General features: G+C 48.0%; 19 protein-coding genes and 4 pseudogenes (1 of these 23 cut by a window edge). 14 read left to right on the top strand and 9 right to left on the bottom strand.

What is annotated here, in order from left to right; translation table 11 throughout:
* The first annotated feature begins 128 nt into the window (after positions 1-128).
* The 3 genes and pseudogenes from GQF03_RS02480 to GQF03_RS19165 all read left to right on the top strand — a co-directional run.
* Positions 129-1,124: an asparaginase gene (locus GQF03_RS02480; RefSeq protein WP_161337599.1), complete on the top strand. Its 996-nt coding sequence runs from the start codon at positions 129-131 to the stop codon at positions 1,122-1,124.
* A gap of 49 nt (positions 1,125-1,173) precedes the next feature.
* Positions 1,174-1,779 (top strand): annotated as a pseudogene (locus tag GQF03_RS02475) (YeiH family protein); the annotation flags it as partial.
* Positions 1,772-2,005 (top strand): annotated as a pseudogene (locus GQF03_RS19165) (DDE-type integrase/transposase/recombinase); the annotation flags it as partial. The pseudogenes GQF03_RS02475 and GQF03_RS19165, both read left to right, overlap by 8 nt.
* Before the next feature lie 222 nt (positions 2,006-2,227).
* Here the strand turns inward: GQF03_RS19165 and GQF03_RS02470 are convergent.
* From GQF03_RS02470 to GQF03_RS02450, 5 genes are all read right to left on the bottom strand, one after another.
* A complete protein-coding gene (locus GQF03_RS02470; RefSeq protein ID WP_161337597.1) occupies positions 2,228-2,875 on the bottom strand; it encodes a TetR family transcriptional regulator in 648 nt (215 codons plus the stop codon).
* Positions 2,876-3,006: 131 nt separating this feature from the next.
* Positions 3,007-4,206 carry an aromatic ring-hydroxylating oxygenase subunit alpha gene (locus GQF03_RS02465; protein ID WP_161337596.1) on the bottom strand — a complete coding sequence of 400 codons (1,200 nt, stop codon included), beginning with the start codon at positions 4,204-4,206 and terminating at the stop codon, positions 3,007-3,009.
* 1,023 nt (positions 4,207-5,229) lie between these two features.
* Positions 5,230-6,093, bottom strand: coding sequence for an ABC transporter substrate-binding protein (locus GQF03_RS02460; protein WP_161337595.1), 864 nt, complete (start codon positions 6,091-6,093; stop codon positions 5,230-5,232).
* A gap of 37 nt (positions 6,094-6,130) precedes the next feature.
* On the bottom strand, positions 6,131-6,895 hold the full coding sequence (locus GQF03_RS02455; RefSeq protein ID WP_161337594.1) for an amino acid ABC transporter ATP-binding protein: 765 nt from the start codon (positions 6,893-6,895) through the stop codon (positions 6,131-6,133).
* Positions 6,892-7,770: an amino acid ABC transporter permease gene (locus GQF03_RS02450; protein ID WP_161337593.1), complete on the bottom strand. Its 879-nt coding sequence runs from the start codon at positions 7,768-7,770 to the stop codon at positions 6,892-6,894. The genes GQF03_RS02455 and GQF03_RS02450 overlap by 4 nt, the downstream gene beginning before the upstream one ends.
* 339 nt (positions 7,771-8,109) lie before the next feature.
* Here GQF03_RS02450 and GQF03_RS02445 point away from each other — a divergent pair.
* Together GQF03_RS02445 and GQF03_RS02440 are read left to right on the top strand one after the other, a co-directional pair.
* Positions 8,110-8,238: pseudogene (locus GQF03_RS02445) on the top strand (IS6 family transposase); the annotation flags it as partial.
* 40 nt (positions 8,239-8,278) lie between these two features.
* The gene (locus tag GQF03_RS02440) at positions 8,279-8,986 is read left to right on the top strand and encodes an IS6 family transposase (protein WP_161337592.1); all 708 of its coding nucleotides are present in this window, start codon (positions 8,279-8,281) and stop codon (positions 8,984-8,986) included.
* A 74-nt stretch (positions 8,987-9,060) separates the two neighbouring features.
* Here the strand turns inward: GQF03_RS02440 and GQF03_RS02435 are convergent, their stop codons facing one another.
* Positions 9,061-10,158 (bottom strand): CaiB/BaiF CoA transferase family protein, encoded by a 1,098-nt coding sequence (locus GQF03_RS02435; protein WP_161337591.1) that lies wholly within the window; start codon positions 10,156-10,158, stop codon positions 9,061-9,063.
* A 266-nt stretch (positions 10,159-10,424) separates the two neighbouring features.
* Here GQF03_RS02435 and GQF03_RS02430 point away from each other — a divergent pair, with 266 nt between their 5' ends.
* Entirely contained in the window at positions 10,425-11,219 is a 795-nt protein-coding gene (locus GQF03_RS02430) for an SDR family NAD(P)-dependent oxidoreductase (RefSeq protein ID WP_161337590.1), read from the top strand.
* Between the two features lie 82 nt (positions 11,220-11,301).
* Here the strand turns inward: GQF03_RS02430 and GQF03_RS02425 are convergent, their stop codons facing one another.
* The 3 genes from GQF03_RS02425 to GQF03_RS02415 all read right to left on the bottom strand — a co-directional run bounded on the left by GQF03_RS02425 (position 11,302) and on the right by GQF03_RS02415 (position 14,708).
* Positions 11,302-11,769, bottom strand: a complete 468-nt coding sequence (locus tag GQF03_RS02425; RefSeq protein WP_240958587.1) for a flavin reductase family protein — start codon at positions 11,767-11,769, stop codon at positions 11,302-11,304.
* 417 nt (positions 11,770-12,186) lie between these two features.
* On the bottom strand, positions 12,187-13,569 hold the full coding sequence (locus tag GQF03_RS02420; RefSeq protein WP_161337588.1) for an aminotransferase-like domain-containing protein: 1,383 nt from the start codon (positions 13,567-13,569) through the stop codon (positions 12,187-12,189).
* A gap of 200 nt (positions 13,570-13,769) precedes the next feature.
* Positions 13,770-14,708, bottom strand: coding sequence for a LysR substrate-binding domain-containing protein (locus GQF03_RS02415; protein ID WP_161337587.1), 939 nt, complete (start codon positions 14,706-14,708; stop codon positions 13,770-13,772).
* A 153-nt stretch (positions 14,709-14,861) separates the two neighbouring features.
* Between GQF03_RS02415 and GQF03_RS02410 the strand changes: the two genes are divergently transcribed.
* From GQF03_RS02410 to GQF03_RS19160, 8 genes and pseudogenes are all read left to right on the top strand, one after another.
* On the top strand, positions 14,862-16,028 hold the full coding sequence (locus GQF03_RS02410) for an acyl-CoA dehydrogenase family protein (RefSeq protein WP_161337586.1): 1,167 nt from the start codon (positions 14,862-14,864) through the stop codon (positions 16,026-16,028).
* A gap of 17 nt (positions 16,029-16,045) precedes the next feature.
* Positions 16,046-17,437: a phenylacetate--CoA ligase family protein gene (locus tag GQF03_RS02405; protein ID WP_161337585.1), complete on the top strand. Its 1,392-nt coding sequence runs from the start codon at positions 16,046-16,048 to the stop codon at positions 17,435-17,437.
* On the top strand, positions 17,434-19,020 hold the full coding sequence (locus GQF03_RS02400; RefSeq protein ID WP_161337584.1) for a rhodanese-like domain-containing protein: 1,587 nt from the start codon (positions 17,434-17,436) through the stop codon (positions 19,018-19,020). Before GQF03_RS02405 ends, GQF03_RS02400 begins: the two co-directional genes overlap by 4 nt.
* 70 nt (positions 19,021-19,090) lie before the next feature.
* Entirely contained in the window at positions 19,091-20,101 is a 1,011-nt protein-coding gene (locus GQF03_RS02395) for a TAXI family TRAP transporter solute-binding subunit (protein ID WP_161337583.1), read from the top strand.
* A gap of 103 nt (positions 20,102-20,204) precedes the next feature.
* Positions 20,205-22,124, top strand: coding sequence for a TRAP transporter permease (locus GQF03_RS02390; RefSeq protein ID WP_161337582.1), 1,920 nt, complete (start codon positions 20,205-20,207; stop codon positions 22,122-22,124).
* 22 nt (positions 22,125-22,146) lie between these two features.
* Complete coding sequence (locus GQF03_RS02385; RefSeq protein ID WP_161337581.1) at positions 22,147-23,319, top strand: acyl-CoA dehydrogenase family protein; 1,173 nt, start codon at positions 22,147-22,149, stop codon at positions 23,317-23,319.
* A 31-nt stretch (positions 23,320-23,350) separates the two neighbouring features.
* Positions 23,351-24,718 carry an MmgE/PrpD family protein gene (locus tag GQF03_RS02380; RefSeq protein ID WP_161337580.1) on the top strand — a complete coding sequence of 456 codons (1,368 nt, stop codon included), beginning with the start codon at positions 23,351-23,353 and terminating at the stop codon, positions 24,716-24,718.
* 397 nt (positions 24,719-25,115) lie between these two features.
* Positions 25,116-25,871 (top strand): annotated as a pseudogene (locus GQF03_RS19160) (YeiH family protein); its annotated part runs 148 nt beyond the window's last position; the annotation flags it as partial.

Genomic DNA, 25,871 nt, shown 5'->3' with positions numbered 1-25,871 from the left:
ACCGCCAATTCAAGTTGGCTATTCGCTGATCACCAATAAGCGAAATCCATAGAAATTTAATTAGCATTACCTTCGCCGAACTAGACATTACATCGGGCGATTTGGATGAACATGGAATGGAGAGTTAGATGAAACCGGTAATTGATGTCATTTCTCTGGGTGGCACAATAGCAATGAAAGACAAGAGCGGATCGGCTGGAGTTGTGCCAACTTTATCAGGCGATGATCTTGTGCAAGCTGTTCCACAACTGGCAGAAATTGCTGTAATTGGAACACATTCACCTTGCAATGTACCCAGCGCTCATCTGACCTTTGAAGATATTTTTAATGTAGCAAGTAAGATCAGAATGTTGGCGCAAGAGGGATCCGCTGGCTTTGTCATTACACAAGGAACGGACACCATTGAAGAAACAGCTTATGCGCTGGACCTGTTGCTGAGTCTTGAAGTGCCTGTTGTCGTAACGGGAGCAATGCGGAACCCGACGAAGCAAGGAGCCGACGGTCCGGCCAATATACTGGCTGCGGTTCAGGTGGCGGTAGAACCAGCTGCAAAATCTCTTGGTTCTCTTGTCGTGTTCAACGATGAGATACATTCAGCCCAATTTGTCCGAAAAACGCATACAAGCAATCCATCAACTTTTCGATCGGATCCGCTGGGTCCGATTGGTTGGCTGGCTGAGGACGAAGTGAGAATACATTTAGAACCAAAAAGTCGACCGGTTCTCGGCTCTAGTGAATTTGATAATGACGTACGGGTTGCGATTATAAAGTTAGGGCTAGGTGACGATGGCAGATTGATCGATGCAGCGGTTACAGCAGGCTATTCCGGGCTTGTCATCGAGGGATTAGGAGGAGGGCATGCATCTGTAAGCGCAGCCGATGCTTTGGAGCGTGCCTGCGCGAAAATACCGGTAGTCCTTGCATCACGTACAGGAGCGGGTGAAGTTCTGACTTCTACATATGGGTTTGTCGGATCGGAAATTGACCTTCTCTCAAAGGGGCTTATCTCTGCAGGTCGCCTTGACGGATGTCGTGCGAGAGTATTGCTGACTTTGTTGCTTTGCTCAAAAGAAACAAGTGTTGAAAACATCGCCGATGCATTTCTTTCTCATGGAACACAATAGACTGTTGATCCTATTAAACAGTCAAAGCTGCTTTTAGCTATCTTTTGCATTGGAGGGTTGCGGGTTGAACGCGTGGCACAGACAAATTTACACTTCCTGTTCGGGGCTATTTCCGGGCCTTCTTCTCTGTCTGACGGTTGCCGCGGCGGCGCGATTTTTATCGGAACATTATACGGCGCCGCAAATGCTGTTTGCGCTGCTGTTGGGGATGGCCTTTCATTTTCTCGCGGAAGAGGGCAAATGTGTCGAGGGGGTTGAATTCTCATCGAAGACCATACTTCGGTTCGGTGTTGCTTTGCTCGGTATGCGACTGACAATCGACGATGTACTTTCGCTCGGCTGGGCGCCTGTTGGCGTGATTATCAGTGGGGTCGGGGCGACTATAATTGTGGGAATTCTCTTATCCAGATTGCTGGGTCGTCGCCGCCGTTTCGGAACATTGACAGGAGGCGCCGTTGCCATTTGCGGGGCGTCGGCCGCGCTGGCCATTTCTTCTGTGTTGCCGAAGTCAAAGAGCAGTGAAAGAGATACAATCTTTACCGTCATCGCCGTGACGGCCCTCAGTACGTTGGCGATGATCCTGTATCCCATTGTGGCCAGTCTCCTGGGGCTTGACGACAGGTTCGCCGGCATATTTCTGGGCGGGACAATCCATNGGTCGTTGGTTGAACAATCGCTGTGAGAACTCCCATCTTCCTTTCCGGCGACGAGAGCAGGCGATGCTAAAATTCAGGCGCTGGCGAAGTATGCAGAAGTTCGTCTCAATCCACTCATCATTCCACAGCCACTTCAACCATGAGCGTCACTTAACCAAGCGAAAAATATACAAGCTTCAAAGAAATGCCGCACTGGTCGAGTGGCGGCAACTTAGTGCGGCATAGTAGGGGCACCGTTAAGCCACTTTACGCCATACAGAGACGACGTCGCATTCGTCTGACAGCACCTCAAAGAACCATCGCACTTGCCGAGTGGCAGCAGCTTGGTGCTGCATAGTAGGGCCACCGTTATCCCATTTTACGCCATACAGAGACGACGTCGCATTCGTCTGACAGCACCCCTTTAGTGCCAAAAAATTTGACGACGAAGAAGTCTGAAGCAACTTTTTAGTCGCGTAAAATCATTCTTACATTTTTTTCGATTTCATCTTGAGCGTCTTCTAGAGTAGTGATGTCTTCTCGGAGGAATTTCAGCCAAACGTACAAACTAACTGCACGTAACACTTCTGCGGCTCGCTCAATCTGAAAACCCGCCGGGACAAGTCCTCGATCAGCGAGTATACTAAAAATTTTTAGACGTTCGAGGTGAGGACCTGTATCCAATTCAATAGACTTTTTACCTAGTGCTGACCACGGGCTCATTATACCGGCCGCTGCTATTCGCCTCCATAGAGGTCGGTCCAAATATCGTGTTGCGTGCCATAGCCGTTCTTTTTCATACAAAATCATAGCTTCAGTTAAATCATTTGGCGGAGAATCTACTACTCTAAGGCGTCTGGAACCTATAGATTTTCGATGCAACAAAAGAATTGCGAGCAGTATATTCTCTTTAGTTTCAAAATAAGAATAAACTGTTCCGGGCGACACTTCTGCTGCTTCTGCTATGTCTTCAATTCGCGTGCTTTGATAACCACGGTCCCGAAAAAGATTTGACGCTGCTTCAACTATCCATTTTTCTCGACGCTCGCGATTGCGCTCCTTGAGGCTTTTTTTAACGCTTCCATCTTTCCTAAAGTTTTCATCAATATTTTTCACACCAATTCCAAGCTGTTACCTTGTCCCAACTAATACAAAAATAGATTCTAAAAATCTATTTAAACCTTTTCGAATTTGACAGCCAGTTGAAATTCATACTTCTAAATCTACTCCAGGCAACGCATTCTTTTTTACAATGTAATATTTCGAGCTACATATTTTTGAAATCTATGCAATCCAATTTCCCAAAATGGTGAGAAGCGTGTTGGGAAATTCATACGCTTTCGGACCGCTGCCATTTCTTGGGCGGATACTAAAAATGGTATATCTTGCGCCAAAACATTTTTCCAAACTTCCGCAATCTCTTCACGTTTCACAGACAGTTCCGGAGAAACTGCGGCGTCGCCGAGGTAATAGATCTTCCGAGTTTGAAACGTTTTAGTAACGCTAACAGGGCGAATGAGATTAAGAATAAAATAATTTGGAAAAAGGAGTACAACGGCATTCGGCATTAAGAAAATAATATAAAAATTGATAGGTTCATTATTCTCCAAATTTATTTTCATTTTCCTGAATGTAGGAAACGGACTGGCTTCAGTTTCACTATTAGCTGCGCGACGCCGCATTTCTTCTATGGATAACGGTATTTTGTGTCCAATATATGCATCCTTCTCATCCACCAATACAGAGGTTTCCTTAGGCGGCAATTCAAGCTGAGGGTGCACCCAAGGAAGATGATAGCTTTCAATTCCACCTTCGACCAATAATTTCCAGTTAAATGGAAGTTCTGTTTCGGGTACGGCAACGTCAGCGACTGTCACTTCATCTAATTCATAATCGGCCAAGAGGCAGTTGAGCCGCGTGAAATGATCTGCAAGTGACGGAGCTTCTCCACTAATATCAACGAATAGAAGATCTTGCCAGGTGTCGCATCTAACCTGGCGAAGCCCAAGAGACTTACGATCCATGCCTTCCACATCGCTCACGCCAGGTCCGCCAAGATGTGGAGTTCCTATCAATTCACCATCGAGGTTATATGTCCAACAATGATATGGACAAGATATTGAATTACCACTTTTACAACCTTCCACCAACTTACTGCCTCGATGGCTACAAATGTTATGGAAACAACGGACGTTATTATCTTTGCCACGTACCAATAATAACTCCCAACCGGCAATGGTGACTGATTTTTTATCGCCTGATTTCGGAATATCACTAGAATATCCGGCGGCAAACCAAGAATTTGTAAATATAGATTTTTGCTCCAACTCAAAGATAGCTTGATCTGTATAGGCCTGCCCTGGTAACCCTGTTGCTAAGGCTGTTGGCTTTTCGAGTCCTTCCAAACTATCATTTCCGAGAATATCGGCCGATGTTGCTTTGCGCATTCTAATCCTCACAATTTTCGACTAGCCAATTTTATTTATCAATAGGAACAGAGAGCACAGGTTGGGCCATTTAGAAAAATACGCTGTACCGCCTATATTCCCTTTTTACATTAATCCAATCTTAAGAATGAAGTCAACTTTATTTATGTAGTTTACTATAACAAATGACAGGATTTCGCATTTTTGGCATTTTCGGTACTTAGTAATTGAAGTATGTTGCCTTGCTAAAAAATCCCAAATGTATCGCTCAATTGAAAAGTTGCGACCGATCATATGCAACATCTGCTCAGAGTGCGGAAAGTATTTGCCGTTAGCTTTCTGAAGCGCGAATATGTAACCTAGGCTCGCGACTCCTCTTATTTTAACCTTGAACAATTGCTTGGGGCTTTGATCCCAAAGCATAAGAAAGGAATTTAAATTTTTACTTGTGCGGAGAGCCGTGTCGACCTCCAAGATTGAATGTTTGATGCTATAGTATTTATCAGCAAAGCTGAGACAGTTTTTCAGCGCTATGTAAGCAGGTGGTCACGTGTGCTGAGAAGTAACGCGGGTTGGCTTGTTTATGGCGTAAGATATCAATTGGCGGTTATGTATGAGTTTTATGGAAAGCGCCGGATACCGAGGACTTGAACATTAGTCAATTTTTCTACATCTTCTCGGCATCCTGAAGCTATTCAAAACTAGTAACTAGGTTGTGTTTGCCTACTAGTTCTTTGGCGATATTGACTTTCACTCACCAAATAGACGGATGCTCTGATTTAGTGGATTTAGTAACCAAATTATCTAAATAGAAAAATCTCTTCTAACCATAGAAAATTTTATTTTTTAGTATTTTGTCAAATAATGACATTTATTTTAACAATTATGTATTTAAAATCTCAAGTTCGATGCGTATTCCTAAGAAATAGTACTACATTTTTTAAAATTTATCATTGGCTAAAAATAACAATTTTTCCGATTCAGATTTTTCAAAACGAGGTGCAGAGAATGCACCTCGTTAAAAATGTCTCTAAATTAGGTAATTCAAAATGTTCCTTGATCGATTCCGCTCTTTTCAACGGCAAGTTCGGACTGGTTGTATTTCTCTAGGATCTTGGCGTAAGTACCATCTAATATTATTGCGTCTAGGCCCGCCGCAATTGCGTCACGCAATTGCGTATCATCCTTAAGAAATGCCCATCCATAATGCCATTTTGCCAGAGGTTCTCCAATTTTCGAGTAGGTGTCTGGTTCCAATTTCATTAGCCAATTGACCGTTTCAGTAGTAAGCATTGCAGCATCAAAGCGTTTTTGCAACAGTCCTAGTTTCGGCCGCAAATCCGTTGTTAAGAGCTCAATTTCTGGTCTACCTTTATCAACACACTCTTTCGCATTGAATTCTTCTAATACTGTTTTGAAAGTAGAAATATACCGTAAATAGGCAACAGGTTTTCCGCAAATATCTTCGTATCCCCTAATTGTTTTGCTACTTTCTTTGCGAATTACTATATACGGTCCAGCTGTCACGTAGTCTACAAAGGTGAGTTTTTTCCGGCGTTCCGGAAAATCGCCGATGGCCGCTCCGACAAAATCGAAACGCCCGGTATCCAATCCTGGAAGAAGGTTTGCAAAACCAACCCCAAAAAATTCGAACTTAACACCAAGTTTGGCAGCGATGGCTTGTAATAGTTCGTAATTTACGCCTGTCTCTTCTCCTGTTTTTGGATCCTTGAAATCCATTGGTGCAAAATCATGCTGCATGCCGACTCTTATCACTTTTGATTCTTGAAATTTGGCGGGCAGCATTTCTTGCTGAGCATGTACTCCTCCAATAGCAGTAAAAATAACCCCAATTGCCGCCGCAAAAGTTACTAGAACTGGCAAAAGCCTTTTTCTTATAATTTTCATAGTTTTCTCCCTAGGTTTTGTAAGCTATTTTTGAATCTTAAGCTCGGACAGCAGTAAGAAAGTTCTGTGTTCGGGTATGTTTTGGATCTGCCAACAATTCTTTAGCAATTCCTTCTTCAACGATCATACCGTCATCCATAAATACAATTCGATCTGCCACTTCTCGAGCAAATCCGATTTCATGCGTAACAACGATCATTGTGTGACCGGAATTGGCAAGACCGCGCATAACCTGCAGAACCTCGCCAACTAATTCTGGATCCAACGCTGAAGTCGGTTCATCGAAAAGCATTAACTCGGGTTCCATAGCCAAAGCTCTTGCTATTGCGACCCGCTGCTGCTGACCACCGGAAAGTTGGTTCGGGTAAGAATGCGCTTTTTCGTTGAGTCCAACTTGATTGAGCAACTTAGCGGCGGTGTCACGAGCTTTTTGCTGCTTGGTGCCTTTAACATGGGTAGGCCCCTCAATAAGATTTTCAATTACGGTCTTATGAGGAAATAAATTGAACTGTTGGAATACCATGCCGATTTTTGATCGCTGCCTGGAAGCCAGCTTGTCCGACAATTCATGTAACATTCCGTCAACTAATTTGTAGCCGATGATTTCACCATCAACCTTAATCAAACCACGGCTGATTTTCTCCAAATTATTTATGCACCGCAACATTGTGCTTTTACCCGAACCCGAGGGTCCGATTATGCATACAACCTCACCTTTGAATACGTCCAACGAAACACCATTCAACGCCCGAACGGGTCCATAGTTTTTATACACATCCATGATTTGAACCAAAGGAGTCATTTTTTAGTCTCTCCCTTGGCGGTATCTCTGCTAGATCGATTATAATATCGCTCAATATGCATTTGTCCAAAAGACAAAATGGAGACAACTACTAAGTACCAAAATGCACAAACAAATAAAAGTTCTATTACTTGAGCATTAGCAAAATAAATCGTTTGAGCGCTGTAAATGATCTCGCGGTATTGGATAATACTTGCGAGTGAAGTATATTTAACCATGCCGATCGTTTCATTGCCCACCGGCGGGACAATGACTCGCATGGCTTGTGGAATAATAATTCGACGAAGAGTTTGCCCTTTGGTCATTCCGAGGGATTTTGCCGCTTCAGCTTGCCCACGATCGACTGACAGCAATCCGCTTCGTATAACTTCACTTGTATACGCGCCTTGCGAAATTCCGAATGCTAAGACAGCCGCGACAAATGGCGTTGCAACTTCAGTCATTGGAATAGAGAATAAGCCTGGTATCGCAATAGTTGGGAAAATAAGGGCCAAATTGTACCATATTAAAAGTTGGAGTAAGACGGGAACCGACCTGAAAAAAAATATGTAAAAAAGCGCTGTATTGCGTACGACTAGATTGGACGATCCACGCATCAACGCAGCGATTAATCCAAACGAAATACCTAAGAACATAGAAATTATAGTCAGAACGACGGTGTTGACGATCCCTGTTAAAATACTTCTTGCAAACAGGTATTCCCTTACCACTCCCCAATCGATCTTGCCGACGACAAATGCATGCACGATCAAAATGGCTATGAATAGAATTATTGCGGCGGCAAGATATCGACCGTACCTAAATTTTGTTGCAATCGGGTAATGATACTTATCCTTGAAAGCATCATCTGATGATTGCTTAACAATACTAGACAATACAGTGCCTTTCTCAATATTAATGGGCTAACATTTGGCTGGCCACCTAGATGACTCTATAACTAGACTTGTTTTTGCCGCATCAATTTAGTTACGGTCATTTGCCATATAATGTCAACTACATAAATGTAGTAAACTACATTTTTACGGCAAATTTGAGTTCTCGGGGCTTTGTCAGAAGAAAATTTCTTGATGGGAATTTTCTCGTCGACCAGCCTCCGGGAGCGCTGTCAGAAGAAAATAGCTTGTCCCCCAATCTATTGCTTCTTACTCTCTCTGAATGGCTTTGTCAGAAGAAAACTACTTGATGGGGATTTGGTCGTCGACTAGCTTTCGAGCATGACAAAACAGAACCCGTTTCGCTATTTCAAGACGTCTCCCGAGATCATCCGCCTGGCGGTGATGATGTATGTTCGATTTCCCCTTTCGCTTCGCAATGTTGAAGACCGGCACTGTCAGAGGAAAATCGGGCTTTGACCATATTTTAGTAATTCCATAAAATTCTGAAATGAAAAACAGGAACCCTTTTCGCTATTTCAAGACGTCACCTGAAATCATCCGCTTGGCGGTGATGATGTATGTTCGATTTCCGCTTTCACTTCGCAATGTCGAAGACCTTCTTCATGAGCGTGGTATCGACATTTGCCATGAGACTGTGCGCTATTGGTGGAACAAATTTGGCCCAATGTTCGCAAGTGAGGTAAGGAAGAAACGGATCCATCCGTCTCAGAATTATTCAAACTGGAAATGGCATCTTGATGAGGTCTTTGTGAAGATCAATGGCGAAACACATTACCTGTGGCGTGCGGTCGATCATGAAGGAGAGGTGCTGGAGGCCTTTGTTTCTAAACGCCGCGATCGCAAAGCCGCTTTGAAATTCCTCAAGAAAATCATGAAACGGTACAGAAAACCACGGAAAATAATAACGGACAGATTACGTTCATATCGCGCGGCCATGAATACCTTAGGAAATGCTGAGGTTCAAGAGGTTGGCCGTTGGAAGAACAATCGCTGTGAAAATTCTCACCTCCCATTCCGGCGACGAGAGAAGGCTATGCTACAATTCAGGCGCCTGCGAAGTTTGCAGAAATTCGTCTCTATTCACGCATCCGTCCACAACCACTTCAATCATGAGCGCCACCTAAACAACAGAGAAACATTCAAGCTTCAAAGAAATGCCGCGCTGGCCGAGTGGCAGCAACTTAGCGTGGCATAATAGGTGGCACGGTTGTGCCATTTTACGCCATACGGAGACGAGGTCGCATTAGTCTGACAGCACCCACCCGCATATTATTTTGGCGCTTTTCGTAACAAATCACCTAATATTTCCTGCGTATGATGTCCGACCTGATAGAGCAGTTTTCCTGCGGCTGATGGTGTTCTTGAAAACTTTGGTGCGGCGTTGGGTTGGAGTATGCCGTCAACTGTAATAACAGATTCTCTCTCTTTCAGATGTGGGTGGTCCGCAACTTCGGCAAAGGAAAGCACCGGCGCAAAGCAGACATCTGTCCCTTCCAATAACTCGCACCATTGAGCCCGTGTACGGGTCCGGAAAATACGGCTGAATTCTTCCTTCATCATTGGCCAATTATCTCGGTTCATCTGTTGATCCCATAAGCCGCCGCTCAGATTTAATTTGTCTTTGAGCAGGGAGAAGAATTTGGATTCAATGCTGCCAATGGAAATATATTCGCCATCTTTTGTTTCATACACGTTGTAATATGGCGCGCCGCCATCGATTTGATTTGAGGCGCGGCTGTTCTCCCATTTTCCTTCTGACATGCGCGCGAGAAATGTCCCCGCCAGGGATATTGCCCCATCGACCATTGCGGCATCAATAACCTGTCCTTTGCCAGAGCGAGAGCGTTCAAACAAGGCAGCACAAATACCCATGGCAAGGTAAAGCGATCCACCACCGAAATCGCCAATAAGATTTAGGGGTATAGAGGGCGGCCCCTCCTTGGGGCCGATAGCGGCCAGTGCCCCAGTCAATGCGATATAGTTGATGTCATGTCCGGCGGAATGAGCCAATGGTCCGTCTTGTCCCCATCCCGTCATTCGACCATAAATCAAAGCAGAATTTCGATTCAGGCATATTTCCGGACCTAACCCCAGTCGCTCCATGACTCCCGGTCGAAAGCCTTCAATCAATGCATCAGACTGTTCCACGAGTTGCAAAGCCGTCTCAACATCGGCGGGGTCTTTTAGATTAAGGGTTATCGATCGTTTGCCGCGAGAAAAAATGGACGATGTAGAATTGGCGTCTTCGCTGTGGCGATCGATGCATATGACATCCGCCCCCATGTCCGCTAAGAGCATGCCGCAAAACGGCCCCGGACCCATCGCTGAAAATTCTATTACTTTAAGACCTGAGAGAGGGCCGTGCATTTTAGTTACTCCACTTGGTTGCTGTCAGACTGAAAGATTGGTGTGATTTTCCGGTATTGAGGCATTCATGTCGCCAGTCCTCTTTCTATTGGGTGCAAAGTAGAACATGGGCATGGTTATATTCCATAAAAAAATATATCAATATATAAAATTACATATTATAAAATAGTACAATTTAGAACCTCGCAGTTTAGGGCTCAGGCGTAAATGAATGCGCAGATCAAACTTACATGCGTGGCATAGATGCAAACTAACAGGATGAAAAAATGACCAATGATCTTCTAAAAGATAAAACTGCCTGGATTGTTGGTGCCGCCGGCGCGATTGGTCATGCGACGGCTCTCCGCTTTGCGATGTATGGGGCTGCTGTTGTTTTGAGCGGAAGAAATGAAGATAACCTCAAGCGTCTGGCAGATGAGTTTGAATCACAAGCAATGCCCCGGCCGGCGATAGTACCGGTTGATATTACCAGTCGCGAGAGCGTGGACAGTGGCGCGCAAGCCGCAATCTCTGCGCTCGGGAAAGTCGACATCCTTATAAATTCAACGACGAATCCAATCTTCGCCGATTTCATGGATTTGACGGATGAGGACTGGATGGCCGTCATGGATGCGAAGGCCTTCGGATATATGCGCACCGCCCGAGCGATTCTCCCGCATTTCAAAAAGAACGGCGGGGGCACGATCATAAATGTCTCGGGACGTGGTGGCCATCAGCCGACGTCCCCTTCACATCTCGCGGGCAGTCTCGCCAATGGCGCCGTTAATACATTGACGAAAGGATTGGCCAATATGTATGGGGGCGATGGAATTCGTGTAAATGCGGTCGCGCCCGGGCCGGTCAAGTCTGAGCGATATGACCGAATTGCGAAGGCAAATCAATTGGTTTCCGATACGATGAAGCTAAAACCCCGACCAGGAACAGGAACGGATAATTCTCTTGGCTATATGTCAGGGCCGAATGAAATAGCCGATACGATTGCCTTTCTCGCGAGTGATATGTCACGATTTATGACCGGAGAAACTCTGCGCATTGATGGCGGGGGAACCGTCGCGACGTGAGCCTCTTATTAAAAGATAAGCTTGGTTAAATATTAGCCGTGGAAATTTTTAGGTCCGGCATTTTCGTTGCATAGAGTAATATTTATGCACAGCACGGTTCTTTGATCTCGGCAATACCTGCATATTGACCATCATGATAAATTAATGGTCGATCTGAATCGGCATTTCGTACGGCGACGACCTCACCCAGAAAAATACGATGCGATCCTTTGTCAATGAACCCTGACACTGAGCAGTCAAAATTGGCTGAAGAGCCGACAATTGCCGGTGCGCCGGTTTTTAAAGTCGACCAGTTACACAGCTCAAAACGCTCGGCACCCGAAACGGCAAGGAACTTTTTAGCGAGATCCACTTGTGTTTCCGACATTACATTTATGCAAAAAAAACCGCTTTCGCAGACCGACTGATAAAAATTTGTGTTCCTATTTACGCACACAAGGAGGGTCGGGGGGGATGCGCTGACCGAACAAACAGCGGTAGCCAACATACCGCAGGGTTCCTGATTTACCCAAGTGGACACAATATTAACCGAAGCTGCCAAGTGCCGCATTCCTTGTTTGAAGCTATCAGCGGACGTCGAATTCATTTGCAGACCTTTCCGTAAGTGATTGTTGTCGTGTTTACATCAAATCAAACGTTATTAATAGATACAATATTAAAATTTGTATCAATATATAATGTTACAATATCTATGGATCTAAGAGGATACGTTACGGGTCTTGCGATCATCGACGGCGAATTCGTTTTGGTGACGGTGCTTTTCGGCGCCAGTATGTCAATGAATTTGGAGATGTTCAGCTTATCGAATGTTCCGCCAGAGAAGCCGGATTGATCAAAAAGCGGGTGTCAAAGGTCCGTAGGTTCTGCCGGGTGAGCGGCAGAGCAGGAATCTCTAGGAAATAGGGTGATTCTAAATTTATGGGATAAAATGAAGGCTCTGGTGTGGCAATTCGTCTCTCGAATTAATTTAGACCACAGCCATTTTGGGACGAGGATGGGCCTCTAAAACTTGTTTGACGATATCAAGCCCGCTTTCAAGCGCTTTTATATTTGGGGCCGGAGTGAGCGCAAGACGGACGGCATGTGGAGGCGGCAGATCACCTACAGAAAAACTGTCAGCAGGGACGACAGAAACACCAGCTGCACGTACGGTCTGTGAGAAATCATGCGCACTCCAGTGAGCGGGTAACTCGAGCCATGCAAAGAAGGCGGCGGGGTTTTGGAGCATTTGGGCATTTGGAAGCATTTGGGCGGCCGTTTCGTGTCGCCGGCTAAGGTCTATGAAATTTTTACTGATCACATCATCTACGGCGCCGTTCATGATCATTGTTGACGCTACTTCAAAAACCAGTTGTGAGTTGGCCAAGGTAATTGCATGCAGGGTGCTGACTAATGGATCAACGAGTTGAGGAGGAGCAAGTAAATACCCGACGCGGAGGGCGGGGCTGATGCTTTTTGACAGGCTTGTAATAAAAATCGTGCGTTCCGGCGCCAAAGTTGCCAGGGGTGCGGGCCTGTTTGGCATAAGGGTGGCGATCGTATCGTCTTCTATCAGGATCAAGTCGTGTTTGCGGCAGATTTCCGCAACTTGATGACGGCGGGCTTCCGGAAGCGTTGAGGTTGTTGGATTGTGGAGAGTTGGCTGTAAATACAGGATTTTTGCCCTACTCGATTCACAGGCTTCATCGAGTGATTCCGGAATGATTCCATCTGCGTCGATTTTGACTCCTTGGAGAACTAAGTTCTGGACCGCCGAAATTGATTTTAAGCCGGAGTAAGTAAGTTCTTCGGCAAGAATTTCATCCCCGCCTTTGGCGAATGCGGCCAATGCGACCAACAATGCCTGTTGAGCGCCACAGCAAACTATAACGTTTTCCGGTTGAGCCTGGAGCCCGCTTTTCATAATCCATTTTGCGCCCGCCACTCTGTGGGTTAAATACCCATTGGCAGGCGGATAACCGTGCAAAGGTAAAAGTATTGCGTTATCTGCAGCTTCCGTCATTGCGGAGATAAGTAATTCCGACAGACCTTCGACAGGATTGCGATAGCGAGCAAGATCAATAGTCCCGGGTTCTGTTTCCGGCAGGTTATTTGACGCAGAGGCACCGTTTTGATTGTCACATACGAAAGTACCTTGGCCAATTTTCCCAACAACCAGATTTCTTTTTTTTACGATGGAATAGGCCCGTCCGACAGTGCCTACGGTTAGGTCTAATTCCTCAGCTAGTTCACGTTGAGGGGGTAATTGCGCCCCGGAAGGCAATTCGCCACTATTAATGGCTTCCGCAATAGCACTTGCGAGAGCGAGATACCTGGGGCCAGAAAATTTGGAAATATTGGCTGCCCACATATTGAAATTACTCTGTTCTTTTAAAATGATAAAATGACCAGGATAGAGTGACTAACTAAAATGAACACAATATCTGTAAAATCTACTAATCATTTTGTTTTCATCTATCAATCATGATTCGCTAGTAATGACTATATGAGGGGCAATTTTGGTTGTCAAACAAGGTAACTGCCAAGATCAGCGGCGCTTTTACCTTTGAATCAGCGTTTGTTGCGGCGATGCACAATTCCACGCCATTTCCCTGTCTCAACCAATTCCTCGGCAATGTTCTCGATTAACTCGATGGTGGCCGTCATGGCATTTGTGACCAAGGATCCCGTTGGTCGGGAGAGGGTCAAGGAGCGCCGGAATTCTTGGCCAGCCATGGGCGCCGCGGATAGCTCGCCTCGTAAAACCTCTTCATGTACCGCCCCAAATCCCATCAGTGAGTATCCAAAACCGCGTCGGATCAGCGTTTTGGTTATGGCAAGGCTGTCGATTTCACGAATAATATTGAGTGTAACGTTATTAATCATCGCTGCTCGGTCGAGCAAAATACGCAGGCTGTTTGGTCGACTTGCCATGACCAATGGCAAATCGGTTAGCACATCTATCCCGCATTCATCTGATATATTTAACTTGGTGTTTTGGGGGCCGATTAGATATAGGGGTTCACTGAATAGGGGTGTCATATCCAGAAGGCCGCGCGCTTGTGGGTCATAAATTAACCCAAGATCAAAGCGGCCTTCGGTTAGCCCGCTTTCAATTATGCTGGTGTAGGCTTCGACGACACTCAATGACATTCTTGGATATAGTTTTTCGTAACGCTCTATCAGGGGCGGCATCAATAATTGCCCGGCGGAGGGAACCGCAGCGATTGTCACGCGACCGGTTGGTTCATTCGCCAGATCCGTAACTTCCGTTTTAATTTTGTCGACTTGCTTGAGTAAAACCATCGAATGGTCCAAAAGCACTTTGCCTGCTTCCGTTAATTCCGATTTTCGTTTTGAGCGGGTGAGAAGTGTGACGCCGAGTTCTTCTTCCAATTTCTGTATTTGCCGGCTAATTGCTGGCTGAGCAATCCGCAAATGGGCGGAAGCTTTCGAAAAACTTTGCAGTTCCGCTACGGTGACGAAATAGGATAAAGCGCGTAGATCCACGGGTTCTCCTCCTCAATTCATAATAATAACAAAAAGGCATAATTCAAATGCTTATTATATATTATAGTTATTGTTTTTTTTCTCCTAATATCCCCTTCGTAATTTTCAGCACGCACTCTAAGCAAAATATGCGTTTCAAGGAGAAGAAAAAAAATGGACTTTGAATATTCCCCCGCCCAGCGAGAGGTGTACGAAATAGTTGGTGAGCTTGGGCGCACAAAGTTCTCCGCGCGTGCTGCGGAGTACGACCGGGATGCCTCAACGCCGATTGAAAATCTTCGTGACTTGGGCGAGCAGGGTATGCTGAAGCTGACGATAGCCAAGGATCGTGGAGGCATGGGGAGCGGTGCCCTTGGCGAAGATCCCTTGCTGTATCTGATTGCCGTCGAACAGACAGCTCGATATTGCTTGGGAACAGCACAATGCCTCCATATTCACTGTCATGGGGCGCATTACGTGGATAATGTTTGTACGGATGCGCAACGTGATGTGATTTGCAGTGACGTTGTAGAAAACGGGGCGTTGCTAAACGCGACGGGCAGTGAGCCTGGTCGAACACGTCGTGGTCTATATACCTTGACAACGGAAGCCGTGCGGACAGACGGTGGATATGTTCTCAATGGAGTGAAGAACTACGCAACCCTGGCGGCCGAGGCAAGCTACAACGTCATTTTTGCCGGACAGCCTGATAAAGATCCGGTTGGAGGGCACGTCGGTGTCGCCGTGCCGAAAGGGACCGCTGGCCTGAAAGTCGTTGAAGGATCGTGGGATCCGATGGGTATGCGCGTGGCGACCAGCCCCAACATTGAACTCAAAGATTGTTTCGTGTCCGATGATTATGTGCTGGGTGCGCCCGGCGTCTATCCAAATAATCGCTGGCAGGCAAAATTTCACCTGAGTTTTGCGGCTCAGTACCTCGGCGCGGCAGAAGGCATATTTGATTTCCTGAGTGATTACCTGCCGAAGCGGGGCACAGCGTCTGATCCTTATACGCAGTTGCGTGCCGGTGAGATACGAATTGGGATTGAATCCACGCGTTGGATGATTTATCGCGCCGCATGGCTGTGGAAGCAAGGGGATGAAGTCGCTGCAGAGCTTTACTCCATGCAGGCCAAGCATCGCGCTATTGAAAATGCCGTCATTACTATGGACAAGGCGGCGCAAATCGCGGGTTCAAGCGCGTTTTTGAATTCGATGCCCATGCCGCGTTATTTCCGGGATCTGCGAATTCATACATTGCATGAAAATCTGGACAAAACGGCGAAAACCGTCGGCGCTCATTGCCTCGGTGAAGAGTTTGATACAACCGCGCGTCTTTAACGGGCTATTTGAACTTTATGATGTACGTGAAAAGACTGCCGGAAGTCCGGTATGAAGAAGGGGAGATAAGCAGCTACTTCTGGAACCCGGAAGCGGAGCTGATGTCGCCGGAAGAAACGCTTGCTCTTCAGGAGAAGAAACTGCGCATGCAGTTGCAGTATCTGTTTGATAAATCAGAGCTGTATCAGGAAAAGTTTAAACGTGCGGGGTTTTCTCCAGCAGATTTCGGGAATCTCCCAGACCTCGATCTGCTTCCCTTCACGACCAAGCAGGAGCTTCGCAAGAGCCAAGAGGAGAGTCTTCCTTTTGGGCGTCATCTTGCGGCTCCTCTTGATAAGGTTATCCGGGTCACCACCACTGCCGGGACAACGGGTCGGCCGGTTGTTCAGGCCTATACTCGCAATGACGTCATCCGACGCAATGAGAGCCTCAGTCGGGTGCTGTGGAATTTCGGCGTGCGTCCGGGCGACAAGGTGTTCAATGGATTTGCGCTTAGTATGTTTAATGCCGGAATTCCTTTCTGCACGGCCGTCGAAAACCTGGGCGCAATTGATGTGCCTGTTGGGGCAGAGCGGCGTGCGGATGGTTTTCTTCGCTTGGCCAGAGACATCGGCATAGACGTTTTGATTGCGACGCCCTCCTTTGTCCGGTATCTCGGTGAGAAATGTCATGAAGTGCTTGGTTTTCCCGCGACAGATTTGAATGTACGCGTAATTTGTGGCGGCGGTGAGCCAGGATTTGATTTGCCGGGCGTTCGCGAAGAGATTATGGCGACCTGGGGAACGGAGCATGTCTATGACCTTGCATCAATGTCTGATGCGCATCCAAATTCATTCGCAAATTGCCGGTTCCGGGGGGGCAAACATCAGGTAACACCTGACCTTGTGCTCGTCCAATTGGTTGACCCGCAGACAGGTCGACAAATCGAGGTTCGAGACGGCGTTGTCGGCGAGTATATTTTCACGCATCTCGACCGTGAGGCTTGTCCTCTTTTACGCTACCGTACGGGCGATATTGTCCGGATCAATGCCAAGCCGTGTGAATGTGGGCGGCCCACACCACGATTCGATATTATTGGGCGTACTGACGACATGCTTATTGTCCGCGGCATGAATGTTTTTCCATCAGCTATTCAGACTGTTGTTGGAGAATTCGCACCCAAGGTATCTGGTGCTCTGCAGATTGTGCTGGATAAGCCGGGACCAAGCGTCGAGCCGCCGCTTAATCTGAAGGTGGAGGCTGCGAAAGACTTTCCCGCCTCGCAGGAAGAACAACTCAAAAACGAGATGGAATCTGCAATCCACAAAAAATTGAATGTGCGCTCGAGCATACAGATTGTTTCCTATGGTTCGCTCCAGCGTACAGAAAAGAAATCCAAGCTTATCGTCATCAAAGGAGAGGAAGCATGAGCCCCGACTCGCTTCGTGTTTTATTGGCTTCTGCTGTCGAGTGGGCATTATTTGACATTCGGGAAGCTGGTGAAGCTGAAGCTGGGCACATTCCCGGGGCGACATTTCTTCCAAGGCGTCAGATTGAACTCCGTATCGCTGATTTGGTTCCGGATAAGCGAACCATGATTGTTGTGTATGGAGACGATAGCGAAAGGGCGAATTTAGCCGTGAAGACTTTGAAAGCGTTAGGTTATAAACGCACAGATGTCCTTCATGGGGGGGTGGGGGCCTGGCTGACGTCTGGTGGCATCCTGTCCAAAGGGTCGAACGTACCAAGCAAGCATTTCGGCGAAAAAATATTTGAAGATTATCGGGTCCCTCAAATAACGGCCGATGAACTCGCGGATTTGGCCAATGATGAAGATGTCTTGATATGTGATATACGCCTGCGCAGCGAGCATGAGACGGCGCGGGTGCCGGGCGCTTTCTATATCGGGAACTTCGATATTGCACTCGCAGCAAAGCAACTTGCCGAGACCGGGAAGAACATTGTTTGTCATTGTGCCGGACGGACACGCAGTATCATTGGTGCGCAGACTCTCCGTGATCTCGGCGTTGAGAAGGCCTTTGCGTTGAAGGATGGCACTATGGGTTGGGTTCTATCCGGGAGAGAGCTGGAAAAGGGTCCCGTCTTAAAAAAATTGACTCCGTCCGCAGAAAGCGCTGCGGATGCCTTGGCAAAGATCAAGAAAATAACGGCAGATAAGGGCGTTCAATGGTGCAAGGCGGACAAGGTTTTTGACGAAATCGAGAGCCGTTCGAGTGGCGCGCATAATGTCTACATTTTTGATGTCCGGCAACTGGAGGAATACGAAGCGGGCCATATCCCGGATACCGTCGCATTGCCTGGTGGACAAGCTGTTCTGCGTGCTGACGATTTCATCGCTGTTCGCGGAGCACCGATTTTTCTAATCGACGAAGGTGGCGCGCGTGCAGGAATGGCAGCGCTTTGGCTTCACCGTCTGGGATATCCCAATGTTATTGCCTGTGAGGGGGCAATTGAAGGTTGGCGTGCTTTGGGCCGTCCCTTTGAAATCGGTCGTGGGCGAACCCGACCGTTAGGTTTAGATGCCGCGAAAACTGTCGCCGGTGGTTTGGACGCCGACCATGCGCAGGAGCTCATCTCGGCGAACGATGATGTCGTGATCATTGATGTTGATAATAGTAAAAATTTTTCAGCAAACCACCTCCCTGGTTCTATCTGGGTGCCGCGTGGCTGGCTGGAAGAAAGGTTGCCTGAAATTGCTCCGGAGAAGACCACAGCTATCTTGCTGACGTCGGCTAAGGAATTGCAGTCTGTATTTGCAGCCGCTTCGGCGCGTCAACTGGGATATGAGAATGCATTCTATCTGGAGGGAGGCGTTGCTGCCTGGCGGAAATCGGGATTATCCGTAGAAACAGGGCTTCCGGACACAATCGATCCCAACACTTCTGACCTAGTCCTGCCGCCCTATGCGCGTGGAAAGGCGGGCATGCGTCGTTATCTGAGTTGGGAAAAGGATCTCACAGCCAAAGACAAACAAATAAAACTTACTTCGTGAAGACTATGATCATGGGCCAACTGTGGTGAAAAAAGGCGTAAATTCAATCTACTAACATGGAGAAAACAATATGATGAAAAAAATACGCAGTCTGAGAAAAACACTGGCGGTGTTGGTTGCTGTGCTAGCAACTACTTATGCCGGCAGCGTTCAGGCAAAGGAAAACATCACTATCTTGGGCGGCCCGGTGGGTGGCGGCTGGTACATGATCGCCAGTGGCATGGCTGAGATAATCCAAGCTAAATATCCTGAATTGGTCGTTCGGGTCGTGCCCGGCGGAGGACTTGTTAATCCCCCCCGTGTCGGGACCGGCGACGCTGACTTCGCGCTCACCCTTACAGTGAATACTGAAATGGCCAAGAAGGGCGGAGACCCCTATGAAGAAGCCTACGGAGATATACGTTCCGTTGTGTGGGGGTTTAATACGACTGTCTATCAGGTAGTCGCCCGCGAGGAGGTGCCGCTTAACACATTTGACGAAATCGCCGAGAAAAAATTCGCCGCAAAACTGGCCACGCCGGGAATGCAGACGATGGGCGGATGGACAGTGAAGAAACTGTTCGGCGTATATGACGTTAGCATTGATGACATTAAAGACTGGGGCGGCGCACATTATCAGGGAAGTCACTCCCGGTCCGGGGATTTGCTGCGCGACGGTCAGGCCAACATTCTAATGACCTTGTTGCCGCTTCCGGCACCCAACATTTTGGAAGTGTCCAATGTAAGAAAGCTAAAGTTCCTGCCTATGTCAGAAAAACTGATTAATACGATGGTGGAGCAGTATGGCTATGGACGCGGGACTATTCCGGTTGATGCCTACAAAGGTTCTATCGAAATCGACAAGCCAATTCCGGCATTGACAATTGCTTCGGGACTAATTGCGAACGCCAATGTATCCGACGAAGTCGTATATAAGGTAACAAAAGCGCTGTTAGAGAACTCAGAGCGCGTTCAAAAAATCCACAGAAGCATGAAAACCTTTGTGCCTGAGGAAATCGTTAAGGCTAAAAATCGCGGCACGATTGAGTTGCACCCTGGCGCAAAAAAATACTTCGATGAAGCAGGCCTGAATTATAATTGATCAGGTAATGTCTCTACGCCAATCATTGGCGTAGAGACTCTCGTTTTGGATGCACCATGTTTGCCGGTGCAACCATTTAAAACCAATATAAGGGTGAATTCCCATGCGAAGTATAACAGGGCCATCGGGTGTTGCCGTGGCGGCGTTTCTAATTTGCGCGTCGCTTTTCCATTTATGGCTAAGCAGCGTAGGTATTCTGGATGCGCGGCTGATGCGGGCGCTCCATCTTACTTTTCTCCTGCCAATCGTTTTCATTCTGTTTCCGGCATTGCCAGGGAAATCACCACTTCATCGACCATCATTGCTGGACTTGATATTAGCGGTCCTCGCCTTGATTGTTACTCTTTATATCGCTGTCGAATATCAGCGTCTCGACAACCGGCTAGAACTGGTCAACAAAGTGCGGTTGGAGGAGGTAATCCTCGGAACCATCGCGACGGTGATAATGCTTGAAGCAACACGCCGTGTTGTCGGACTCGGCATGGCGGTCGTTTTCGTTGCAGCTGTTGGCTATTTGATGCTTGGGGAGTATTTGCCGGGCATATTAAGCCATGGCGGCATTAGCTATGATAGAGCGATTGAGCGTATCTATCTTCTACAAAATCAGGGCATATTCGGGACGCTGACCGACATATCGGTGTCTTATCTATTCATATTCGTCTTGTTTGGGGCGTTCGTCGATAATACCGGCATTGGCCAATGGTTCTCGGATCTTTCGAATGCCATCATGGGACGCCAAACTGGCGGGCCCGCAAAAATAGCTGTTTTAAACAGCGCTCTTTTTGGTTCGATAAATGGTAGTCCCACCGCGAATGTATACGGTACCGGCGTCTATACGATCCCCCTGATGAAGAAGCTGGGATATTCGGCAAACTTTGCCGGCGCGGTAGAGGCATCGGCCTCCACTGGTGGGCAGATCATGCCTCCGGTTATGGGAGCGTCGGTCTTTATTATGATGTCGTTGCTGGGATTGAGTTATTTGGACGTTATCACGGCTGCAACGCCACCAGCAATTCTCTTCTTTCTCGCGATTGGCGCAATGACGCATTTTGAGGCTTTGCGCAGAAAGATCAGACCATTAACAAAGGCAGAGTTACCGGACCAGCTTGCCGTGCTCAAACGGGCCTATTTCTTTGCGCCGATTGCCGTGCTCATGATCGTTCTTTTTATGGGCTATACGCCGGTAAAAGCCGCGCTCGCCGGTATCCTGACAGCGTTTATAATCAGTATCTTAAATCATGAAAACCGGATGACGTTAAAACGGTTTGGTGAAACGCTTGCCATGGGCGCCCGCTCAGCAATCCTGATTGCGATTGCCTGTGCGGCGTCCGGTGTGATTGTAAGTTCTTTAACCGCGACGGGATTGGGACTCGCCTTTTCCGGGATGGTGGTCAACCTTGCAGATAACGTACTCCTGTTTAGCTTGGTTTTGACGGCAATAACGGCAATTTTGCTCGGCATGGGCATGCCGACCACACCCGCATACGTGCTGGCCGTTACCATCGCCGCGCCGGCGTTGATTGATCTCGGTGTGCAGGAATTGGCGGCACATATGTTTGTGTTCTATTTTGCCATTGTGTCTGGCGTGACACCGCCTGTGGCTATTACCGCCTATGCGGCTGCCGGAATTTCTGGCGGCAGTCCTATGGGGACGGGTGTGCAGGCATTCAAACTTTCCGCCGGGGCTTTCATCATTCCGTTCATGTTCGTCTATAGCCCGTCTCTTTTGTTGCAGGGGACGTGGACGGAGTTCTTCACACATTTCCCCTCGGCCGTCATCGGTATGCTCGCAATTGCGGGCACATTGGTCGGATTTGTGCGGCGCCCCTTGCCATTCTTTTTCAGGCTCCTCTTATTTGCGGGCGGTGTAATGCTGACGTTTCCGAACTTGCTCGCAAGCGGGATTGGACTTGCCCTGATGCTACCGGTAGCCCTGCAGCAATTCGGCTGGCTTGGAGGAGGTAAACCAGGGCCCTCGCTATCGCATGTTGACGATGTGCCGGACCGGGAAAAGTACGAGTAAACATACAAAAAAGGAAAATAAAATGGCCTTCGACTTTAGTTTTACAGATGAACAACTTGAATTTCGCGACATCGTTGCGGATTTGGCTCAGCGTGAAATTGCTCCCTATGTCAGCGAATGGGATCAGAAGGAAGTCATGCCCTGGCACGCCATAAATAAAATGGGCGAGGCCGGTCTGCTCGGCATCATTGGCAAACCGGAACTAGGCGGTCTGGATCTGGACTATATTACCCTCGGTATTGCTGTGGAAGAAATCGCCAAGGTTGACAATAGCTCGGCGATGATTTGCTCCATGCAGAATACATTGACCCGCCTGACGCCGGGCTGGGGCGATGATTTTATCGCCAAGGTTTATGCCGGCAAGGCACTTGTCTGTATAGCGACATCTGAACGTGACGCGGGTTCGGACGTTTCCAATATCCAGACCAAAGCAGTGGTGGACGGCGATGAACTTGTCATTACCGGCGAGAAGATACATGTCAGCCTGATGCCGGGTGCCACTTTGATGGGCGTGACGGCACAAATCATCGAAAACGGCGAGTCAAAAGGAACTGAGTTTCTCCGTGTTCCCGCAGGTGCGCCAGGCGTCAGCTGCGAACTGATGCCGGAAATGGGCGTTCGCTCCCATCAGCTTGGCATTGTCCGCATGAAAGATGTTCGCATTCCGAGAGACGCGGTGCTTGGCGATGCCGCAAAAGGCGCTGGTAAGGGCGCAGGCAAAGCGGTTCTCTATGCAAGATGGAACGTATCGCGCTGCCTGAGCGCTTTGAATGCGTTGGGAAGTGCGCAGGCGGTGCTCGACCAGGCCATCGAATTCGTCAAGACCAAGGAAGTTTATGGTCGGAAAATCGGCCTTAATCAGGCAATTCAATTTCCCATCGTCGAGCATTATACCCGGGTAGAGGCATGCCGGTTGCTGGCTTACAAGGCGTTATGGATGAATGTGCGCGGCGAAAACGCAGCGAAGGAGGCGACAATGGCAAAGTGGCATGCCGTGACGCTTTCAGTTCAGGCTATTCAGGATTGCCTGCAAATGTTTGGCGCTAACGGATATCTGACAGAATTTGGCATCGAGCGCCGTTTGCGCGATACGATGGGGCTGATGTTCACCGGGGGAGCGATCAATATCATGAAGATGATTGTGGTCAAAGAGCTGTTTGGCAATGAATTTATGGGAATTTCCCGTAATTCTTAAAAGCAATTCAATTGCATATTAAAGGAAGATCATGAACTTTCATAAACAACAGTCAGCTCCACCGGATGGTTTGACGGCAACCATAGCTGAGCATATCCATAAAACAAGTTATAGTGATATTCCGCAAAATGCTGTTACGGCCGCCAAGCATATTCTTTTTGATACGCTGGTTGTCGGCATTGCGGGCCGCAATGAGGCAGGTGCTGCCGAAGGTCGGGAGATCATCCTTGCAAATGGCGGTATTGAACAGAGCCGCCTATGGGGCTCTCGTCATCGCGTGCCTGCCATGTCTGCGGCCTTCGTTAATGGAGTTGCTGCCGCTGCCCTCGATTTTGACAGTGTTCACGAAGGCGGGACAGTTCATTCAGATATTATCGTTGCGCCTGCAGTGTTGGCGCTTGCCGAAGCGAGAGATCTATCCGGGCGTGATGTACTCACCGCATTAGCTTTGGGAAATGATCTTGCCGGCCGTCTAGGTATGTCAACACGTGAACACAGCGGGTGGTTCTATACCTCCTTGCATGGGGTATTTGCCGCGGCGGCGACCTCGGCCAAATTAATTGGCCTTGATGCTGATGGGATTCGTAACGCCATCGGTATTGCGCTGAGCCGAACTGGGGGGACCCAGCAACCCGCGCGCGAGAAGGCGGTGACAAAGCGCATGCAATCAGCTTTTGCGGCACAGGACGGAGTCTTCGCAGCCCTTTTGGCGGAAAAGGGGATTATCGCCCCTTCAGCGCCAATTGAAGGAGAATTCGGTCTGTATAATATGTATGAGGCTGGAAATCATGAAGTCGTATTAAGCGAACTTGGATCTCGATTTGAAGGGAAAAATATTACCGTCAAAGCTTATCCCAGCTGTGCGTGTAACCATGCTGTAATTGCGGCAATGCTTGAAATTGTTGGGGAAAACAACCTTAAGGCCGATGAGGTAGCTTCGGTCGAACTGATTGTCACGCCTTATATCAAGCGTCTTGTCGGAGGTCCCTTTGATCCTGCTGCCAACCCGCAGGTAGCGGCTCAGTTTAGCATTCAATACTCGGTCGCGGCGGTATTGCTGCACGGTAAGTTTGGACTTGCCGAAATACAATCGGCTGCGGTCCGTGATCCGCGCAGTGCTGATTTGGCGTCACGAATTTCTATCCTTGTTGATGAAAGTCAATCCGGTGTATTTGGCCCGGTGAAAATAACAGTCAATTGTCATGACGGGCGCAAATTAAATGTGCTCGCGAACACTGTCCCCGGTCGTCCAGACAAACCGCTCACTGAAGCTGAGCTAATTTCCAAAGGGAATATGTGCTTGCCAAATAAGAATGGTGATGCGCTATTCAAACTTATTTCTGAATTGGAAAACCATCATTCAGTTAAGGCATTGATGGATGAACTGGAGATTAAATGAGCCTTCTTTTTCTCGCTCCGAATAGAGGCGAAATGTTATCGTATCTGGTTGTATGAACTTAAAAAATCCGAGAATTGATCCGGAAGACTTGAAACTTTTTTGATTTTCTTCACCGGGCTGGAAGAGGCGGGCATCCTGCCAGGCTTTCGTTTTGCCATTGCCAAAATGATCGGACGCGCCGCCGAATGTTGGAGATGGTTTTTTGATAGGGCTATGGTTCTTCGAAAACCAACTTGGAAAATGTAAAATATTGATTTTTAAAATATTTTTCTCGTTTGTTTTAACTCGCGTCCGATAGTCCGCTTAATTTTTTTCGCTCGTCCTTTCGTTGAAACCTTGTCTTTGGGAAATCAATGCATTGGTCTCTTGGCGCCCTTCGCTATGGAGTTTCCCCCAAATGGTCTCGCGGTATAAGCAGTATTTTTCCCTCTATTCCGGTCATTTTCGCGGACTATTACTCTGCCTGACGATTGCGGCGGCGGCGCGGATGCTCTCGGAACATTATGCGGCGCCGCAGATGCTGTTTGCCTTGTTGTTGGGGATGGCGTTTCATTTTCTCGCAGAAGAGGGCAAATGTGTCGAGGGGGTTCACTTCTCCTCGAGAACCATATTGCGTTTCGGGGTCGCGCTGCTCGGGATGCGGCTGACCTTCAATGATATTGTCTCCCTCGGCTGGGCGCCCGTTGGATTGATAATTAGTGGAGTGGGGGCAACCATTCTTGTGGGGATCCTTCTTTCCAGGCTTCTCGGTCGCCGCCGCCGCTTCGGCACCTTGACCGGCGGCGCCGTCGCCATTTGCGGGGCCTCGGCCGCCTTGGCGATCTCGGCTGTGTTGCCGAAATCAAAAAGCAGCGAAAGAGACACAATCTTCACCGTCATCGCCGTGACGGCCCTCAGTACGTTGGCGATGATCCTGTATCCCATTGTGGCCAGTCTCCTGGGGCTTGACGACAGGTTCGCCGGAATATTTCTGGGCGGGACGATCCACNGATGTCGCGCAGGTCGTCGGGGCGGGTTATGCGGTGTCCCCCGAAGCCGGGGATATCGCGACCATTACCAAGCTGTTGCGGGTGTCACTGCTGGTGCCGATCGTGTTGATTATCTCGTTATGTTTCAAGACACGGGGGGAAGGGGCGACGAGCGGTTTTCCTTT

This window comes from Sneathiella chungangensis (assembly GCF_009882935.1).
In the GTDB taxonomy this organism is placed as follows: Bacteria; Pseudomonadota; Alphaproteobacteria; order Sneathiellales; family Sneathiellaceae; genus Sneathiella; species Sneathiella chungangensis.
Note: the sequence above shows the minus strand (reverse complement) of the source record. Positions and strands in the feature narration are given on the sequence as shown.

Bases quoted from the DNA above. Each gene is read 5' to 3' on its own strand.
- GQF03_RS02480 (WP_161337599.1), top strand. From the start codon at position 129: ATGAAACCGGTAATTGATGTCATTTCTCTGGGTGGCACAATAGCAATG.
- GQF03_RS02465 (WP_161337596.1), bottom strand. From the start codon at position 4,206: ATGCGCAAAGCAACATCGGCCGATATTCTCGGAAATGATAGTTTGGAA.
- GQF03_RS02460 (WP_161337595.1), bottom strand. From the start codon at position 6,093: ATGAAAATTATAAGAAAAAGGCTTTTGCCAGTTCTAGTAACTTTTGCG.
- GQF03_RS02455 (WP_161337594.1), bottom strand. From the start codon at position 6,895: ATGACTCCTTTGGTTCAAATCATGGATGTGTATAAAAACTATGGACCC.
- GQF03_RS02440 (WP_161337592.1), top strand. From the start codon at position 8,279: ATGAAAAACAGGAACCCTTTTCGCTATTTCAAGACGTCACCTGAAATC.
- GQF03_RS02435 (WP_161337591.1), bottom strand. From the start codon at position 10,158: ATGCACGGCCCTCTCTCAGGTCTTAAAGTAATAGAATTTTCAGCGATG.
- GQF03_RS02430 (WP_161337590.1), top strand. From the start codon at position 10,425: ATGACCAATGATCTTCTAAAAGATAAAACTGCCTGGATTGTTGGTGCC.
- GQF03_RS02425 (WP_240958587.1), bottom strand. From the start codon at position 11,769: ATGCGGCACTTGGCAGCTTCGGTTAATATTGTGTCCACTTGGGTAAAT.
- GQF03_RS02420 (WP_161337588.1), bottom strand. From the start codon at position 13,569: ATGTGGGCAGCCAATATTTCCAAATTTTCTGGCCCCAGGTATCTCGCT.
- GQF03_RS02410 (WP_161337586.1), top strand. From the start codon at position 14,862: ATGGACTTTGAATATTCCCCCGCCCAGCGAGAGGTGTACGAAATAGTT.
- GQF03_RS02405 (WP_161337585.1), top strand. From the start codon at position 16,046: ATGATGTACGTGAAAAGACTGCCGGAAGTCCGGTATGAAGAAGGGGAG.
- GQF03_RS02400 (WP_161337584.1), top strand. From the start codon at position 17,434: ATGAGCCCCGACTCGCTTCGTGTTTTATTGGCTTCTGCTGTCGAGTGG.
- GQF03_RS02395 (WP_161337583.1), top strand. From the start codon at position 19,091: ATGATGAAAAAAATACGCAGTCTGAGAAAAACACTGGCGGTGTTGGTT.
- GQF03_RS02390 (WP_161337582.1), top strand. From the start codon at position 20,205: ATGCGAAGTATAACAGGGCCATCGGGTGTTGCCGTGGCGGCGTTTCTA.
- GQF03_RS02385 (WP_161337581.1), top strand. From the start codon at position 22,147: ATGGCCTTCGACTTTAGTTTTACAGATGAACAACTTGAATTTCGCGAC.
- GQF03_RS02380 (WP_161337580.1), top strand. From the start codon at position 23,351: ATGAACTTTCATAAACAACAGTCAGCTCCACCGGATGGTTTGACGGCA.